The sequence below is a fragment of the Halomonas sp. DP8Y7-3 genome (assembly GCF_019801675.1).
Taxonomy (GTDB): domain Bacteria; phylum Pseudomonadota; class Gammaproteobacteria; order Pseudomonadales; family Halomonadaceae; genus Halomonas; species Halomonas litopenaei_A.
Genome location: NZ_JAHVIO010000010.1, coordinates 115,366 through 130,802 on the forward strand (window position 1 = coordinate 115,366; position 15,437 = coordinate 130,802).

Annotated in this window: 17 protein-coding genes; 16 read left to right on the plus strand and 1 reads right to left on the minus strand. The window is 63.9% G+C overall.

What is annotated here, in order from left to right; all coding sequences use genetic code 11:
- Window positions 1-27: 27 nt before the first annotated feature.
- The 5 genes from KUV86_RS13180 to KUV86_RS13200 all read left to right on the plus strand — a co-directional run bounded on the left by KUV86_RS13180 (window position 28) and on the right by KUV86_RS13200 (window position 3,582).
- Complete coding sequence (locus tag KUV86_RS13180) at window positions 28-465, plus strand: hypothetical protein (protein WP_222163977.1); 438 nt, start codon at window positions 28-30, stop codon at window positions 463-465.
- Window positions 466-541: 76 nt separating this feature from the next.
- Window positions 542-1,465 (plus strand): pca operon transcription factor PcaQ, encoded by a 924-nt coding sequence (gene pcaQ / locus KUV86_RS13185; protein WP_222485127.1) that lies wholly within the window; start codon window positions 542-544, stop codon window positions 1,463-1,465.
- A 176-nt stretch (window positions 1,466-1,641) separates the two neighbouring features.
- Window positions 1,642-2,367, plus strand: coding sequence for a protocatechuate 3,4-dioxygenase subunit beta (gene pcaH, locus KUV86_RS13190; protein ID WP_206940569.1), 726 nt, complete (start codon window positions 1,642-1,644; stop codon window positions 2,365-2,367).
- An 85-nt stretch (window positions 2,368-2,452) separates the two neighbouring features.
- Window positions 2,453-3,088, plus strand: a complete 636-nt coding sequence (gene pcaG / locus KUV86_RS13195) for a protocatechuate 3,4-dioxygenase subunit alpha (protein WP_222485128.1) — start codon at window positions 2,453-2,455, stop codon at window positions 3,086-3,088.
- A 131-nt stretch (window positions 3,089-3,219) separates the two neighbouring features.
- Window positions 3,220-3,582 (plus strand): RidA family protein, encoded by a 363-nt coding sequence (locus tag KUV86_RS13200; RefSeq protein WP_222238853.1) that lies wholly within the window; start codon window positions 3,220-3,222, stop codon window positions 3,580-3,582.
- Between the two features lie 61 nt (window positions 3,583-3,643).
- Here the strand turns inward: KUV86_RS13200 and KUV86_RS13205 are convergent, their stop codons facing one another.
- On the minus strand, window positions 3,644-4,546 hold the full coding sequence (locus tag KUV86_RS13205) for a LysR family transcriptional regulator (RefSeq protein ID WP_222238854.1): 903 nt from the start codon (window positions 4,544-4,546) through the stop codon (window positions 3,644-3,646).
- A gap of 208 nt (window positions 4,547-4,754) precedes the next feature.
- Here KUV86_RS13205 and KUV86_RS13210 point away from each other — a divergent pair, with 208 nt between their 5' ends.
- The 11 genes from KUV86_RS13210 to KUV86_RS13260 all read left to right on the plus strand — a co-directional run bounded on the left by KUV86_RS13210 (window position 4,755) and on the right by KUV86_RS13260 (window position 15,374).
- On the plus strand, window positions 4,755-5,873 hold the full coding sequence (locus KUV86_RS13210; RefSeq protein ID WP_222485129.1) for a muconate cycloisomerase family protein: 1,119 nt from the start codon (window positions 4,755-4,757) through the stop codon (window positions 5,871-5,873).
- A gap of 35 nt (window positions 5,874-5,908) precedes the next feature.
- Window positions 5,909-6,199 carry a muconolactone Delta-isomerase gene (gene catC / locus KUV86_RS13215; RefSeq protein ID WP_206940560.1) on the plus strand — a complete coding sequence of 97 codons (291 nt, stop codon included), beginning with the start codon at window positions 5,909-5,911 and terminating at the stop codon, window positions 6,197-6,199.
- 164 nt (window positions 6,200-6,363) lie between these two features.
- On the plus strand, window positions 6,364-7,320 hold the full coding sequence (gene catA / locus KUV86_RS13220; RefSeq protein WP_222485130.1) for a catechol 1,2-dioxygenase: 957 nt from the start codon (window positions 6,364-6,366) through the stop codon (window positions 7,318-7,320).
- A 170-nt stretch (window positions 7,321-7,490) separates the two neighbouring features.
- Window positions 7,491-8,864: a Rieske 2Fe-2S domain-containing protein gene (locus KUV86_RS13225; protein WP_206940556.1), complete on the plus strand. Its 1,374-nt coding sequence runs from the start codon at window positions 7,491-7,493 to the stop codon at window positions 8,862-8,864.
- A 23-nt stretch (window positions 8,865-8,887) separates the two neighbouring features.
- Window positions 8,888-9,376, plus strand: coding sequence for a benzoate 1,2-dioxygenase small subunit (gene benB, locus KUV86_RS13230; RefSeq protein WP_315900989.1), 489 nt, complete (start codon window positions 8,888-8,890; stop codon window positions 9,374-9,376).
- Between the two features lie 20 nt (window positions 9,377-9,396).
- Window positions 9,397-10,416 carry a benzoate 1,2-dioxygenase electron transfer component BenC gene (gene benC, locus KUV86_RS13235; protein ID WP_222485131.1) on the plus strand — a complete coding sequence of 340 codons (1,020 nt, stop codon included), beginning with the start codon at window positions 9,397-9,399 and terminating at the stop codon, window positions 10,414-10,416.
- 83 nt (window positions 10,417-10,499) lie between these two features.
- Window positions 10,500-11,717: an ABC transporter substrate-binding protein gene (locus KUV86_RS13240; RefSeq protein ID WP_222485132.1), complete on the plus strand. Its 1,218-nt coding sequence runs from the start codon at window positions 10,500-10,502 to the stop codon at window positions 11,715-11,717.
- A 66-nt stretch (window positions 11,718-11,783) separates the two neighbouring features.
- On the plus strand, window positions 11,784-12,644 hold the full coding sequence (locus KUV86_RS13245; RefSeq protein WP_222238860.1) for a branched-chain amino acid ABC transporter permease: 861 nt from the start codon (window positions 11,784-11,786) through the stop codon (window positions 12,642-12,644).
- Window positions 12,645-12,703: 59 nt separating this feature from the next.
- Window positions 12,704-13,789 carry a branched-chain amino acid ABC transporter permease gene (locus KUV86_RS13250; RefSeq protein WP_222485133.1) on the plus strand — a complete coding sequence of 362 codons (1,086 nt, stop codon included), beginning with the start codon at window positions 12,704-12,706 and terminating at the stop codon, window positions 13,787-13,789.
- Entirely contained in the window at window positions 13,786-14,595 is an 810-nt protein-coding gene (locus tag KUV86_RS13255) for an ABC transporter ATP-binding protein (protein WP_222485135.1), read from the plus strand. The genes KUV86_RS13250 and KUV86_RS13255 overlap by 4 nt, the downstream gene beginning before the upstream one ends.
- Window positions 14,592-15,374 (plus strand): ABC transporter ATP-binding protein, encoded by a 783-nt coding sequence (locus tag KUV86_RS13260; RefSeq protein WP_261397643.1) that lies wholly within the window; start codon window positions 14,592-14,594, stop codon window positions 15,372-15,374. Before KUV86_RS13255 ends, KUV86_RS13260 begins: the two co-directional genes overlap by 4 nt.
- Window positions 15,375-15,437 lie beyond the last annotated feature (63 nt).

Here is a 15,437-nt window from a genome sequence, read left to right on the forward strand (position 1 = left end):
TATTTGGCGGCAAGAGGTAACTCCTAGATGCGGTTCATGACGTGTGTGGCAGCGTTGCTCGGTGGGCTGATGGCCCACTCGGCGGCGGCCGATTGGCGTTTCACCCAGGCCCACCAGATGTTTGGCGATGCGCCGGCGGCCAAGGTAGAAGATGGCGACGGTCATTCGCTGGCGCTGGTGTGCTTCAATGGGGTGCCCATGGTGTCGGTGGCGGGTTACGCCTCCGGCATGGGTGCAGACCGGCGTAAGCCTCTGGATGTGCTGGTGGATGGCATCGGCTATCGCCTGGAGTCTCGTCATTCACCCAAGGATGGCGTCTGGTTCGCGCCTTCGCCGGCTCGCCTGACGCGCACTCTGCAGTCAGGCAACGTCGCCGTGATCACTCCCCAGGACACGCTTCCAGCGCGCTTCTCGCTGATGGGATCTGGCGAGCCCATCGAACGCGTGCTCGCTGCTTGCCAGTGAGCCCTGTCATCCCTCGTCGCCGAGATGGCCAACGCCCTCACGCTCAACGCCCTGACGCTCAAAGCCATGACGTTTTATGCTCAATCACCGTATCAAGCTGCGTCATCTCAACGCCTTTCTTGAGGTCTCTCGGCGCCGCAGCTTTGCGCGGGCTGCCGACTCCCTGGCGATCACCCAGCCGGGCATTTCCAAGGCCATCCGCGAACTCGAGGAGATCGTCGGTGCCACGCTGTTCGAGCGTAGCGCCCAGGGCGTCAGTCTGACCCAGGCCGGGCTCACCCTGTTAAGGCACGCCGGCCCCGCGCTGAAGGCCCTCGAGGAGGGCGTGGGTGCTCTGGCGGATGTCCATGGTGGCCATGCCTGGTTGAGGATCGGTGCGCTATCCACGGTGGAGTCACGGCTGATGCCTGCGGCTCTCGGCCGTTTCCAGACATCGCCTCACGGCCGCACTACCAGCGTCACGGTGGTCACGGGCGCCAGCGCCTATTTGCTGTCTCGACTGTCACTTGGCGAGCTGGACATGGTGGTCGGACGGATGACAGAAGCCCGCGAGATTCGTGACCTGGCCTTTGAGCACCTCTACTACGAGTCACTGCGGCTGGTGGTACGTCCCGGCCATGCGCTGGCCGGACACGCGCTTGAGGATACCGCCCCCCTGGGGGAGTGCCGCTGGGTACTGCCGCCCCAGCAGACGACCCTGCGACAGCAGGTCGACAGCTTCTGTGTGCGTCACGCCATCAGCCTGTCGTCGCCCTGTCTCGAGACCCTGTCGCTGACGCTTAGCCGTCGCTACACCCTGGAGAATGACGCCATCTGGGTGGCGCCCTTCGATGCCGTGGATGACGACCTGCAGGCAGGCCGTCTGGTGGAGCTGTCGCTGGCCTTCGAGCACCAGGGGGGATCGGTGGGGCTCTGTACCAACGCGTCAGTGGACACTAGCCTGGCGCTGGATGATTTCGCCGAGTCACTGCGCCAGGCCGCCGCCGAGCGCCAGCACTGAACGTTAGGCCATAGTGATCGGTGCCAGGATCGGCTGGCCATAACCTCTGGGTTATGGACGCTCGTCAAGGTCTCAATTGGCAGTCCGCGAGGGCCTGGTCACACTGGCGTCATCGCCTTGCCGGCGAGACGTGTCTGAACAACCAATAATCATCCCTTACGTCAGGACCTGGCCCTATGACTCTTCGTCGTCGTTTTGTCGAGCGCGATCGCCAATCGCATCCGCCCGCCTATGCTCCCGGTTACAAGACCACGGTGCCGCGCTCTCCTTCCCAGGCCTTGGTCAGCCTGCAGACTCCCAGCGTGTCGGAATTGACCGGCCCGGACTTTCAAAAGCTGCGCATGGGACCCCATGACAACGACCTGTTGCTCAACTTCCGCGATGGCACCGCCCCCGGCCTGCCAGTGGGAGAGCGGGTCATCATGTTCGGGCGGGTCATCGACCAGTTCGGCAAGCCCGTGCCCCACACCCTGGTTGAAATGTGGCAGGCCAACGCGGGCGGCCGTTACCGCCACAAGAAAGATAGCTACCTGGCCCCGCTGGACCCCAACTTCGGCGGCGTGGGGCGCTGCCTGACCGATGAGGACGGCTGGTATCACTTCCGCACCATCAAGCCAGGCCCTTACCCCTGGCCCAACGGCATCAACACCTGGCGTCCGGCGCATATCCACGTCAGCGTCATGGGGCCTGCCATCTCCACTCGCTTGATCACCCAGATGTACTTCGAGGGCGATCCACTGATTCCGATCTGTCCGATCGTGCAGACACTCAACGACAAGGAAGCCGTCGGCACCATGATCGGACGTCTCGACATGGCGCGCTCGCGTCCGATGGACGCGCTGGCCTATCGCTTTGACCTGGTCGTACGCGGCGAGCTGCAGACCTATTTCGAGAATCAGTGACACGCTCGGCAGCAATGCTTCCGGCAACCAACAGTGATATGCCCTGCGGACGTGTGGCTATGGCGTCCGACGGCAAGGAGATTCCATGCAACAGCCCAATTTCACCCCCACCGCCAATCTGATGCTGCGTGAGACGGCCTCCCAGACAGCGGGCCCCTACGTGCATATCGGTCTGGCACTGGCCGTCGCCGGCCTGCCCGAGCGCGACGAAGAAATCTGGAACGAACTGGCCAAGGACAGTGCCAGCGGCGAGCGCATCGAAGTGGTAGGACGGGTCATCGACGGCAACGGCGACCTGGTCCGCGATGCCTTGCTTGAGGCGTGGCAGGCCGACAGCAGCGGCCACTATCAACCCGCCTTCGACCTCAAGGCGCCGTTCAACAGTTTCGGGCGCACCGCGACCACCGCCGAGGGTGATAGTGAATGGCGTTTTGTGACCGTCAAGCCCGGTGCCATCGCCCGTCCCGACGGCCGCACCATGGCCCCTCACATCAACCTGGCGATCTTTGCCCGGGGCGTGAATATCCATCTGCAGACCCGCCTGTACTTTGACGACGAAAGCGAGGCCAATGCCGACTGCCCCGTGCTGGGCGCGATTGAGTCACCCAGCCGTCGTCAGACCCTGATCGCTCGTCGTGAAGACAGTGAAGGCGGACTGCCGCGCTATCGCCTGGATATCGTGCTGCAGGGGGAGGGGGAAACGGTGTTCTTCGACTTCTGATCGTGTTCGCTTGACCACACGGACGTCGCGGCCTGAACCGCGACGTCCGTGTCGCTATTTGCCCGCGTTTGCAGCGACGCTCCCATGGCCTATGCTAGCGATCCTTTCCTCCCAGGCATCGAGGCTTCTCCATGGATATCCATCGCATCAACCCCACTCCCCGCTGGTCCGACATCACCGTGTTCAACGGCATGGCTCACTTCGTCGAAGTCGCCGAAGCAGACACCAGCGCCGACATCACCGGTCAGGTCGAGCAGATCTTCGCGCAGGCCGAGGAGTCGCTGGCCAAGGTGGCCAGTGACAAGACTCGGATCATCTCGGTGACCATCTACCTGACCGACTTCGCCAACTTCGATGCGCTGAACGTCGCCTGGGAGCGCTGGTTCGAGCCCGGCACCGCCCCCAGCCGTGCCTGCGTCAAGGCCGAGCTGGCCAACCCCGAGCTGCTGGTCGAAATGGCCTTCGTGGCAGCGGCGGGGGATGATTTTCGGTAACACCTAAGCGTTAGCCACCCGCCACAGGCAGGGCCTTGGCCCTGCCGCCCCGCGACGTTTTTCACGGATACTTCCCCGTTCTGCGATTCTCCACCAGTACCTCGAGGATGGCGTTGGCCGCCTGCATCGTCTCGCTGGGCGCTTCGCCACGTCGGCGGCTGCACACGATCGGTGAAGTGATGTGCTTTTCGGCCAGGTAGAGGTAGCGGATACCGTCGCGGTTCTGTCGCTTGACCTGTTCCGGTACCAGGGTGATGCCGAAGTCCGATACCACCAGGCCCAGCGCCGTCTGCATCTCGTTGGCCTCCTGGGCCACCGTGACCTTGAGGCCGCGCCGGCGAAACAGCCCCAGCACGATATCGGCAAGGCTGGGGCGTGGGCTTGCCGGGTACAGCACCAGCGGATAACTCGCCAGCTCGGCCATGGTCGGGGTGGTGCCCACCAGCGGGTGTCCTTCCGGCACCGCCGCCATCATCGGCTCCTCGAACAGGACTTCCTGTTCCACATCCGGGTCGTCGAGACGCAGACGCCCAAAGCCGATGTCGATCCTGCCTGCCTTCAGCGCCTGCACCTGCTCCACCGTGGTCAGTTCGGCCAGGGTCAGCTCTACCTCGTCCTTTTGTCGCAACTCCCTCACCAGCAGCGGCAGCTGTCCATAGAACAGCGATGGCACGAAGCCGATACCGAATAATTCCTTGTGGCTGCGGGACATGCGGCGCACGGCGGCCACGGTGGTGTCCAGCTTCTCAAGCATCTGCAGGGCATGCTCATGGAAGAACTTGCCGGTGGGCGTCAGGGCCAGGCCACGGGGTCCACGGATAAACAGCTGGGCCCCCAGCTCTTCCTCCAACTGATTGATCTGCCGCGTCAATGGGGGCTGCGCCATATGCAGCCGAGCGGCGGCCCGGGTGATATTCAGCTCTTCTGCTGCAGCGCAGAAATAGCGTAGGTGTCGAAGCTCCATAATACCTCCAGGGTATGCCTGCTTACCCAGACCATATTGGTTCCGCGGTCCGTAGACAACCAGAATTCGTGAAGACGCCGTAAACAGGGGGTTTCGCATCATGGGCCACAAGAGATGGCGTGTGAGAGAAGTCGCCTCTAAGTAAGAAAAAACTTACTCAGGTATGGCTTGTTCACCCGTTTCCGTTCTGTCACGTGCCGGAGTTCCTATGAGCATCACCATTGCATCCATCGAGACGTTGCTGGTCGATCTTCCGACCATCCGGCCGCACAAGCTGTCGATGGCCACCATGGCCACCCAGACCCTGGTGATTGTGCGATTGCGATGCTCCGACGGCATCGAGGGGCTGGGTGAAGCCACCACCATTGGTGGTCTGGCCTATGGCCCGGAAAGCCCCGAGAGCATGAAGGTCAACATCGATACCTATCTGGCGCCGGCGCTCGAGGGCCTGCCAGCAGACAACATCAATCTGGCCATGGCGCGACTGGACAAGCTGGCCAAGGGCAACGTCATCGCCAAGTCGGCGCTGGAGACCGCGCTGCTGGACGCCAAGGGCAAGCGCCTCGGGGTGTCGCTGGCATCGCTGCTGGGCGGCCCTCGCCATGACCACCTGCCGGTGCTGTGGACGCTGGCCAGCGGTGACACCGATAAGGACATCGAGGAGGCCGAGCGGCGCCTGGAGCAGCGTCGCCATCGCGACTTCAAGCTCAAGATCGGTGCCAATCCGGTGGCGCGTGACGTCAAGCACGTGGCCGCGATCAAGGCCGTGCTGGGAGATCGCGCCAGTGTCAGAGTCGACGTCAACCAGGCCTGGGACGAAGCCACCGCGGTGCGGGCGATTGCCGAGCTCGAGGCCGCCGGCGTCGAGCTGATCGAGCAGCCCATTCCCGCCCACGAGCGGGCCGGACTGGCGCGTCTGTCCAGCCGTTTCGAGGTGACCATGCTGGCCGATGAAGGCGTTCAGGACCTGCGCTGTGGCCTGGCGCTGATCGACTCCGGCTTCAGCGGCGCCTTTGCCCTGAAGATTGCCAAGAGCGCCGGGCCCCGGGGGGCACTGCGCCTGGCCCACCTGGCCGAAGCGGGCGGAATCGGGCTCTACGGCGGCACCATGCTCGAAGGCAGCATCGGCACCGCCGCCTCGCTGCATGCCTGGGCCACCCTGCCCGAGATGGCCTGGGGCACCGAGATGTTCGGCCCCTTGCTGCTGACCGACGACATCGTCACCCGACCGCTGCACTACACCGACTTTGGCGTTGCCTTGCCGGATGGCCCCGGCCTTGGCCTTGAGCTGGACGAAGACAAGCTGCGCGAGTACGCCCGCCGTTAAGGGCGCCTTACCCCACGATCACCAGGAGACACGCCGTGCTATTTCACGTCGAAATGACCGTCAAGCTGCCGCCGGACATGGACCCCAGCCGGGCCGCCGAGATCAAGGCCACCGAGAAGGCCTATTCCCAGGAACTGCAGCGCGCCGGCAAGTGGCGCCACCTGTGGCGAGTGGCGGGCAGCTACTCCAACGTCAGCATCTTCGATGTGGAGGACAACGCCGAACTGCAGGAGCTGGTCGCGAATCTGCCGCTGTTTCCCTACATGGAGATCCGCGTCAAACCGCTGTGCCGCCACCCGTCCTCGGTACGCGAGGACGATCGCTGAATCACGTCGGGAAGGGCGTAACGCTCCCTTCCTGGTCATCCCCGAGCCCGGCCGGCCCCCTGACGAGCCTACGGCAGATGCCGTCCCGGCCAGCTCACCCCGCGCCAATGTCAACGAAGACGTCAATAACAACGATAACAGCGCCATCCCGTGAGGAGTGTGAGATGAACAAGCTAACCACCACCACGCCAGTCCGTATCTTTGACACCCCGGAGGTCCAGGACTTCCTTAACACCGTTGCCGGCTTCGACAAGAACGGCGGCGACGAGCGCGCCAAGGAGATTCTGCATCGCCTGCTGTCGGACCTGTACAAACTGATCGACGACTATGACGTCACCCCGGAGGAGTTCTGGGCGGGTATCAGCGTGCTCAACGCACTGGGTGCCGGCACCCAGTTCGGCCTGCTGGCGCCGGGTCTTGGGTTCGATCATTACCTGGATATGCGTATGGACGCCGAGGACGCGGCCCGCGGCCTTCAGGGCGGCACCCCGCGCACCATCGAAGGGCCGCTGTATGTGGCCGGCGCACCTGAGTCAGAGGGCCAGGCGCGCATGGACGATGGTTCCGACACTCAGGCCGAAGTGATGTGGCTGACCGGTCAGGTCCGTGACACCAGCGGCCAGCCCATCGCCGGGGCCAAGGTCGAGATCTGGCACGCCGACAGCAAGGGCAACTACAGCTTCTTCGACCCTTCCCAGTCGGACTATCACCTGAGGCGCAGCATCTTCACCGACGCCGATGGCCGCTATCGTGCCCGCAGCATCATTCCCTCCGGTTACGGCTGCCCCCCCGACAGCCCGACCCAGCAGGTGCTGGACCTGCTCGGCCGCCACGGCCAGCGCCCGGCGCATATCCACTTCTTTATCTCGGCGCCAGGCCACAAGCACCTGACCACCCAGATCAACCTGGCCGGTGACCCCTACACCTTCGACGACTTCGCCTTCGCCACCCGCGAGGAGCTGGTGGTGGACGCCAGTCGCATCGACGACCAGGCCGAGGCCAGTGCCCGTGGCATTGAAGGACCCTTCACCGAGGTGGTGTTCGACATCGAGCTTGCCGCCACCAGTGATGAGGCCCTGCAGGCGCGCCACAGGCGCCCGCGTGCCCTCGAAGACGTCTGAGACGCGCACCCACTGCCCGATCGCCGGACCCGTGCCGGCCCCTGACTCACAAAGGAGCGTCTCGTTCGCGGACGGAGCCTTGCCCCTGACCGGCCCGACAGGCCGACAAGCGATGGGCGAGGCGAGGACGAGATAAAGGACGAGATAGAGGACGAGAGAGGAGAACAACGATGAGCAATAAACTCGATCAGATCGAAGCCCGCGTGCGCGGTGCCGTCGAAGACAACCCCGAGAAGGGCGTCTTCCGCTGCCATCGCAGCATGTTCACCGACCCCGAGTTCTTCGAACTCGAAATGAAACACATCTTCGAGGGCAACTGGCTGTTCATGGCCCACGAGAGTCAGGTCGCCGAGCCCGGCGACTACTTTACCCTGAACATGGGGCGCCAGCCGGTGGTGATCACCCGCGACAAGGACGGGGAGCTGCACGCGCTGATCAACGCCTGCGCCCACCGTGGCGCCACCATCTGCCGCCGCAAGCAGGGCAACAAGGGCACCTTTACCTGTCCGTTCCACGGCTGGACCTTCAAGAACGATGGTCGCCTGCTCAAGGCCAAGAACGAGAAGGTCGGTGCCTACCCGGATGCGTTCAAGCAGGACGGCTCCCATGATCTCAAGCGACTGCCGAAGTTTGCGAACTACAAGGGCTTTCTGTTCGGCAGCCTGAGCGCCGACGTCATGCCCATCGAGGACTACCTGGGCGAGACCAAGAAGGTCATCGACAACATCGTCGACCAGGCTCCCGAAGGCCTCGAGATCCTACGGGGAACTTCCTCCTACACCTACACCGGCAACTGGAAGCTGCAGGCGGAGAACGGGGCCGACGGCTACCACGTCAGTACCGTGCACTGGAACTACGCCTCCACCATGGACCGCCGCAACTATGACGAGGGCGGCACCAAGGCGGTGGACGCTGACGGCTGGTCCAAGTCGAAGGGCGGTTTCTACTCCTACGAGAACGGCCACATGATGCTGTGGACCCGGCTGCTCAACCCTGAGGTGCGCCCGGTGTACGAGCACAAGGAGCGCATCGAGCAGGAGCTGGGCGAGGCCCGCGCCGACAACATCGTCAACCAGACCCGCAACCTGTGCCTGTACCCCAACGTCTACCTGATGGACCAGTTCTCGACCCAGATTCGGGTGCTGCGGCCGCTGGCGGTGGACCGCACCGAGGTCACCATCTACTGCTTCGCGCCCAAGGGCGAGTCGGCGGAGAACCGCCGGGTGCGCATTCGCCAGTACGAGGACTTCTTCAACGTCAGCGGTATGGGCACGCCGGACGACCTGGAGGAATTCCGCGGCTGCCAGAACGGCTACAACGGCGCCCTGGCCGAGTGGAACGACCTGTCCCGCGGTGCCAAGCAGTGGATCGATGGCCCGGATGAAGACGCCGCTGCCATCGACATGAAGCCGCTCAAGAGTGGTGCCTCGCCAGAGGATGAAGGGCTCTACGTGCTGCATCACCAGCACTGGGTCGAGGAAATGCTGCGCGCCATCGACAAGGAACGCAGCCAGTTCATCGCGACCACCACGGCCACCGCCTGAGCGCCACACAGAGGAGCATGATCATGAGCATCAGCTATCACGATATCCAGGCCTTTGTGTACCGCGAGGCGCGGCTGCTGGACGACCGCCAGTGGGACGAATGGCTGACCCTGTATGCCAAGAAGGCCGAGTTCTGGATGCCCTGCTGGGACGATGACGACACCTTGATCCAAGACCCCCACAGCGAGATTTCGCTGATCTACTACCCCAACCGTGAGGGGCTCGAGGATCGCGTCTATCGGATCAAGACCGAGCGCAGCGGCGCCAGTACCCCTGAGCCGCGTACCACCCATCAGATCACCAACATCGAGGTGCTGAAGGACGAGGGCGATGTGGTCGAGGTGCGCTTCAACTGGCATACCCTGAGTCACCGCTACAAGCAGACCGACAGCTACTTCGGGGTGTCGTACTACACCCTGGACGTGTCCGGCGAGAGTCCGCTTATCACCCGCAAGAAGGTGCAGCTCAACAACGATTACATCCACCAGGTGATTGACGTGTACCACGTCTAGCGCGTCGCAGGAGAACGGCCATGAGCTACACCATTGCGCTCAACTTCGAAGATGGAGTGTCGCGCTTCATTAACTGCAACGAGGGCGAGACCGTCCTCGATGCCGCCTACCGCAACAAGGTCAATCTGCCGATGGACTGCTCCGATGGCGTCTGCGGCACCTGCAAGTGCCACTGCGACCAGGGCGAGTTCGAGCTGGGTGACGAGTACATCGACGAGGCGTTGTCCGACGAGGAGCTGCACGAAGGCCAGGTGCTGACCTGCCAGATGGTGCCGTCATCGGACTGCGTGCTGTCGGTGCCGGTGGCCTCGACCCTGTGCAAGACCGCGGTGGACACCCGCAGCGCCTCGGTGGTGCACGTCGAGTCGCTGTCCGAGGACTCCATCGAGCTTGCCATCGACATCGAGGGCGAACCGCTGCAGTTCCTGCCCGGTCAGTACGTGCACCTGGAGGTGCCGGGAGCCGAGCAGCATCGGAGCTACTCGTTCAGCTCACTGCCAGGGGAGAGCCGTGCCAGCTTTCTGATTCGCAATGTGCCTGACGGCTTGATGAGCGGCTATCTCAGCGGGCGCGCCAAGGGCGGTGACGCCATGGCGGTGACCGGCCCCATGGGCAGCTTCTATCTGCGCGCCATCCAGCGCCCGATCCTGATGCTGGCCGGCGGTACCGGACTTGCGCCCTTCCTGTCGATGCTCAAGCAGCTGGCGTTGCTGGAAGCCCGGGGCGAGGGCGCCGGCCAGCCGATCCACATGATCTACGGGGTGACCAAGGACGATCACCTGGTCAAGTGCGAGGAGCTGGACGCCGCCGCCGAGGCGCTGCCCGACTTTGACTATCTGACGGTGGTCGCCGACGAGGGTAGCAGCCACGAGCGCAAGGGCTACGTCACCCATCACATGGACGAGAGCAAGCTGCATGGCGGGGATGTCGATGTCTACCTGTGCGGCCCGCCGCCGATGGTGGACGCGGTGCTCAAGCACTTCGACAGTCAGGGCATCAAGCCCGCCAGCTTCCACTACGAGAAGTTCACCCCCAACTGAGTGAATCGCCAGCCAGGCCAGGGACCCACGCCGATGGTGTCCCTGGAGACATAACGACAATCACAACCTGACGAGAATCGACCATGACAACCATTAAAAAGCGCTCCGGCGCACGTTCTCTCTTCGGTCGTCGAGCCGCGCTCGGCGCTCTGATCCTGACGCCGGCCCTGGGCCTCACCCTGGGTGCCTCCAGCCCGGCCCAGGCCGACCATGACGTCAAGCTGGGCCTGATGCTGCCCTATTCCGGTACCTACGCGGCCCTTGGTGAATCCATCACCAACGGGCTCAAGCTTGCCATCGAGCAGGAGGGCGGAAGCCTCGGTGGCCATGGCGTTGAATACGTGGCCCTGGATTCCGAAGCCAACCCCTCCAAGGCGCCACAGAACATGAGTCGCCTGGTCAAGGGCGACGGTGTCGACGTGGTCATCGGCCCGGTCCACTCAGGCGTTGCCATGGGCATGCTGCGGGTGGCCAAGCAGACCGGCGCGATCACCATCATTCCCAACGCCGGGCTCGAGGCCGCCACCAACCAGCTGTGCATGCCCAACGTCTTTCGCACCTCGTTCAGCATGTGGCAGAACAGCTACCCCATGGGCCAGGTGGCCTATGACCAGGGCCATCGCCGGATCGTCACCATCACCTGGGACTATGCCGGTGGCAAGGAGGATCTGGCCGGTTTCGAGCAGGCCTTCACCGAGGCCGGCGGCGAGATCGTCGAGCAGATTCTGGTGCCCTTCCCGAGCACCGAGTTCCAGACCTACCTAGCCCAGATCGCCAGCATCGCCCCGGATGCGGTCTACACCTTCTTCGCCGGTGGCGGTGGAGTCGGCTTCGTGCGCGACTACGCCGCGGCCGGGCTCAACGACAGCATTCCGCTGTACGGTTCGGGCTTCTTGACCGACGGCAACCTGGTGGCCCTGGGCGATGCCGCCGACGGCGTGCAGACCACCATGCACTACGCCGAGACTCTCGACACTCCGCAGAACCAGGCCTTTGTCGCCGCCTATCAGGAGGCCTACGGCGAGGTCCCCGACACCTACGCGGTGCAGGGCTATGACGCCGGCAAGATGCTGGCCCAGGCCTATGGCGCGATCGACGGCGAGCCGACCCGGGAGGCGCTGATCGCCGCGCTCGGCTCGGTGCAGCTCGACAGTCCGCGCGGACCGGTGAGCTTCTCCGAGTCCCATCACCCGATCCAGAACGTCTACCTGCGCGAGGTCAAGGACGGTGAGCACCACGTCACCGCCATCGCAAGCCCGCAGCTGGAAGTTCCCGACAGCGCCTGCCCGATGAAGAGCTGAGCCCAGCAGGCGGCTGCGCGAGCGTGCGTACTGCCGCCTGCCCTCATCCAGACGAGGAGAACGACGATGGATCTTGCCTTCTTCGGGGTACAGCTGCTCAACGGCCTGCAATACGGCCTGCTGCTGTTCCTTATCGCCAGTGGCCTGACGCTGATCTTCGGCATCATGGGCATCATCAATCTGGCCCATGGCGCCATGTACATGATCGGCGCCTACCTGGCCTTCGACCTGACCCAGCGGCTCGGCAATTTCTGGCTGGCCATCCTGATCGCGGTACCCATCGCGGTGCTGCTCGGCCTGGTCATCGAGCGACTGTTTCTGGACACCCTGTACAAGCGTGACCACCTCTACCAGGTGCTGCTGACCTTCGGCCTGATCCTGGTGCTCAACGAGGCCCAGCGCATCATCTGGGGCGGCGACGTGCACTCGGTGGCGCTGCCGGCACCGTTCGACGGCTCCATCGCGCTGACCGACAACCTGCAGTACCCGGTCTATCGGCTGTTCGTCGCGGCGGTATGCCTGGCGCTGGCCGGCGCCATCTACTGGGTCATTCGCCACACTCGGCTGGGCATCGTCATCCGCGCCGGTGCCGTCAACCGCGAGATGGTCGAGGGCCTTGGCATCAATATCCGCACCCTGTTCACCCTGATCTTCAGCGTCGGCGTGGCGCTGTCGGCCTTCGCCGGGATGATGGCGGCGCCGCTGTCGTCGATCACTCCGGGGATGGGGGATTCCATCCTGATCACCTGCTTCGTGGTGGTGGTCATCGGCGGTATCGGTTCGATCAAGGGGGCCTTCTTCGGTGCCCTGTTGATCGGCATGGCCGAGACCTTCGGTCCGGTGCTGATTCCTAGCCTCGCCAGCATGCTGATCTACCTGATCATGGCGCTGGTGCTGTTGATCAAGCCGCGCGGGCTGTTCGCCTGATGCAGGCCTCACCCTGACACGACCTTGACGGGCGAGTATCCGCCCGGAGGAGAGGGACCATGTTGCACCGTTATCCCAAGCGCGTGACGTTTCTGCTGCTGGCGGGACTTGCGCTGTTGATCGCCTATCCGGCCTGGGGGCCGGCGGTATTCGGGGAGTCCAGCGCCTTCTTCATGGAGAAGCTGACTCTGATGCTGATCTTTGCTCTGTTCGCCGTCAGCCTCGACCTGCTGGTCGGCATTCTTGGTCTGGTGAGCCTGGGCCATGCGCTGTTCTTCGGCCTTGGTGCCTATACCCTGGCCATGGCCAGCCCTGACTTCAGCCCAGCTTCGCTGTGGTGGATGCTGCCGCTGGTGATGCTGGTCACCGGAGCGGTGGCGGCCATCGTCGGCGTGCTGGTGCTGCGCACCAAGGGCATCTTCTTCATCATGACCACCCTGGCCTTTGGCCAGATGCTCTTCTACACCGTCAGCACATCCAGCATGACCGGTGGTACCGATGGGGTCTTCATCATGTTCAGGCCGAGCCTCGCCATGGCTGAGACGCCTCTTGTCGATCTCGACAATCCACTGACCTTCTTCTACTTCTGCCTGGCGCTGTTGGTGGCGGTCTATCTTATCCTGCGCGCCCTGACCCGTTCCCACTTCGGCCAGGTGCTCGATGGCATCCACGACAACGAGCACCGTATGCAGGCGCTGGGCTACGCCACCAACGGCTACAAGCTGATCGCCTTCGTGGTGTCGGCGATGATCGCCGGTGTCGCCGGCATGCTGGCAGCGATGCAGTACGGCTTCGCCAATCCCGCGCAACTTGGCTGGCACCACTCCGGCGAGGTGCTGATGATGGTGATCCTTGGCGGCATGGGCACCATCTTCGGGCCGATCCTCGGCGCTTTCGCCTATGAACTGCTGCTGTACTTCTATGAGCACCTGACCAACCACTGGCCGATCCTGATGGGGATGACCATCATCGTCGCGGTGCTGGTGCTGCCCCGGGGCATCGCCGGGCTACTGCTCGACCCGCCAGGGCGGAAGACGTCGCTGTTCGGGCGCTGGAGCGCGGCCAGAGATGCCCAGCAGGCAGAGCGTGTGGCCTCGGCGTCGCAGGCGTCGGCGGGCAAGTCCGCCGGGGAGGTGTCATCATGAGCAGCATGCTGTCGACCCGCGGCCTGACCCGCAGCTTCGGAGGCCTGCTGGCGGTCAATGATGTGGACTTTCAGGTCGAGCGTGGCGAGATTCACGCCATCCTGGGACCCAATGGCGCCGGCAAGAGCACCCTGATCAATCTGCTGTCCGGGGAGATTCCCCCCACTCGTGGCGAGATCGTCTATCGCGGCAGCGCCATCCAGGGCAAGAAAGCCCACCAGGTCGCGCGACTGGGTATCGGCCGCAGTCACCAGAAGACCAATATCTTTCCGCGCCTGACCTGCCTGCAGAACTGCCAGCTGGCGGCGCGCATTCACCATGGTGGGGTCATCGGTAGCTGGCGCTCGCGCAAGCGCGCCAAGGAAGTGGACGAGCGGGCGCTGGCCGCCCTTGAGACCTGTGGCCTGGTGCCCCGCGCCCATACGCTGTCCTCCGGTTTGAGCTACGGCGAGCAGCGCCAGCTGCAGATCGCCATGGTGCTGGCCACCCAGCCGCAGCTGATGCTGCTGGATGAACCCATGGCCGGCATGGGCCGCGAGGAAACCGACCAGGTCGCCGATCTGCTCAAGCGGTTGTCCAGCGACTACACCATCGTGCTGATCGAGCACGACATGGACTCGGTGTTCCGCCTGGCCGATCGCATTACCGTGATGGTCGACGGCTGCGTGCTGGAAAGCGGCAGCACCGACAGCATTCGTGCAAGCGACAGCGTGCGCGACGTCTACCTGGGTCGCCATGACTCGGGCCAGGACGAAGCCTCTGACGATACCGATGACCGCCCCCACCGCCGCGAGGTAGCGCCATGAACGCCCGTCTTGATCGCACCATGAATGGCGCTGGCAGCGGAAGTGGCGCGGTTACGATCGACACCAGCGCGCCGTTGATCGATGCCCGTGGCCTGCACACCTTCTATGGCGAAAGTCACGTGCTGCACGGCGTGGACCTCAGCCTGAAGGCCGGCGAAACGTTGAGCCTGCTCGGCCGCAACGGCATGGGCAAGACCACCACCCTGAAGTCGATCCTCGGCTTTGTGCCGCCGCGCCATGGGGAGGTCAGGATCATGGGCGTGGACACCCGTAAGCGGCGGCCTTGGCAGGTGATTCGCCAGGGGATCGGCTATGTGCCGGAGGGGCGGGGCATCTTCCCTGGCCTCAGCGTGCGTGAACACCTGGTAATGGCCGCCCGCACCGGCGTCGATGGCCGCAGCGACTGGGACATCGAACGGGTGCTGGACACCTTTCCCCGGCTCAAGGAGAGGATCAGCCACGATGGCTCGCTGCTGTCCGGCGGCGAGCAGCAGATGCTGTCGATCGGTCGGGCGCTGATGCTCAATCCCCGGCTGGTGATCCTTGACGAGGCCACCGAAGGGCTGGCGCCGCTGATCCGTGACGAGATCTGGTCGATCATCCGCACCATCAAGGCCTCGGGCATCGCCAGCATCATCGTCGACAAGAACATCGACAACCTGCTCGAGGTGGGCGACCGCCACCTGTTGATCGTCAAGGGCAAGGTGGTGTTCGACGGCAGCAGTCAGGCGCTCAGGGATGACCCCTCGATTCTTGATACCCACCTTGGCGTGGGGTGAGTCGTGCCCATCGCTGGACCGTAGGCATAGGACTGTAAGTACAGGACCGTAAGCACAGGACCG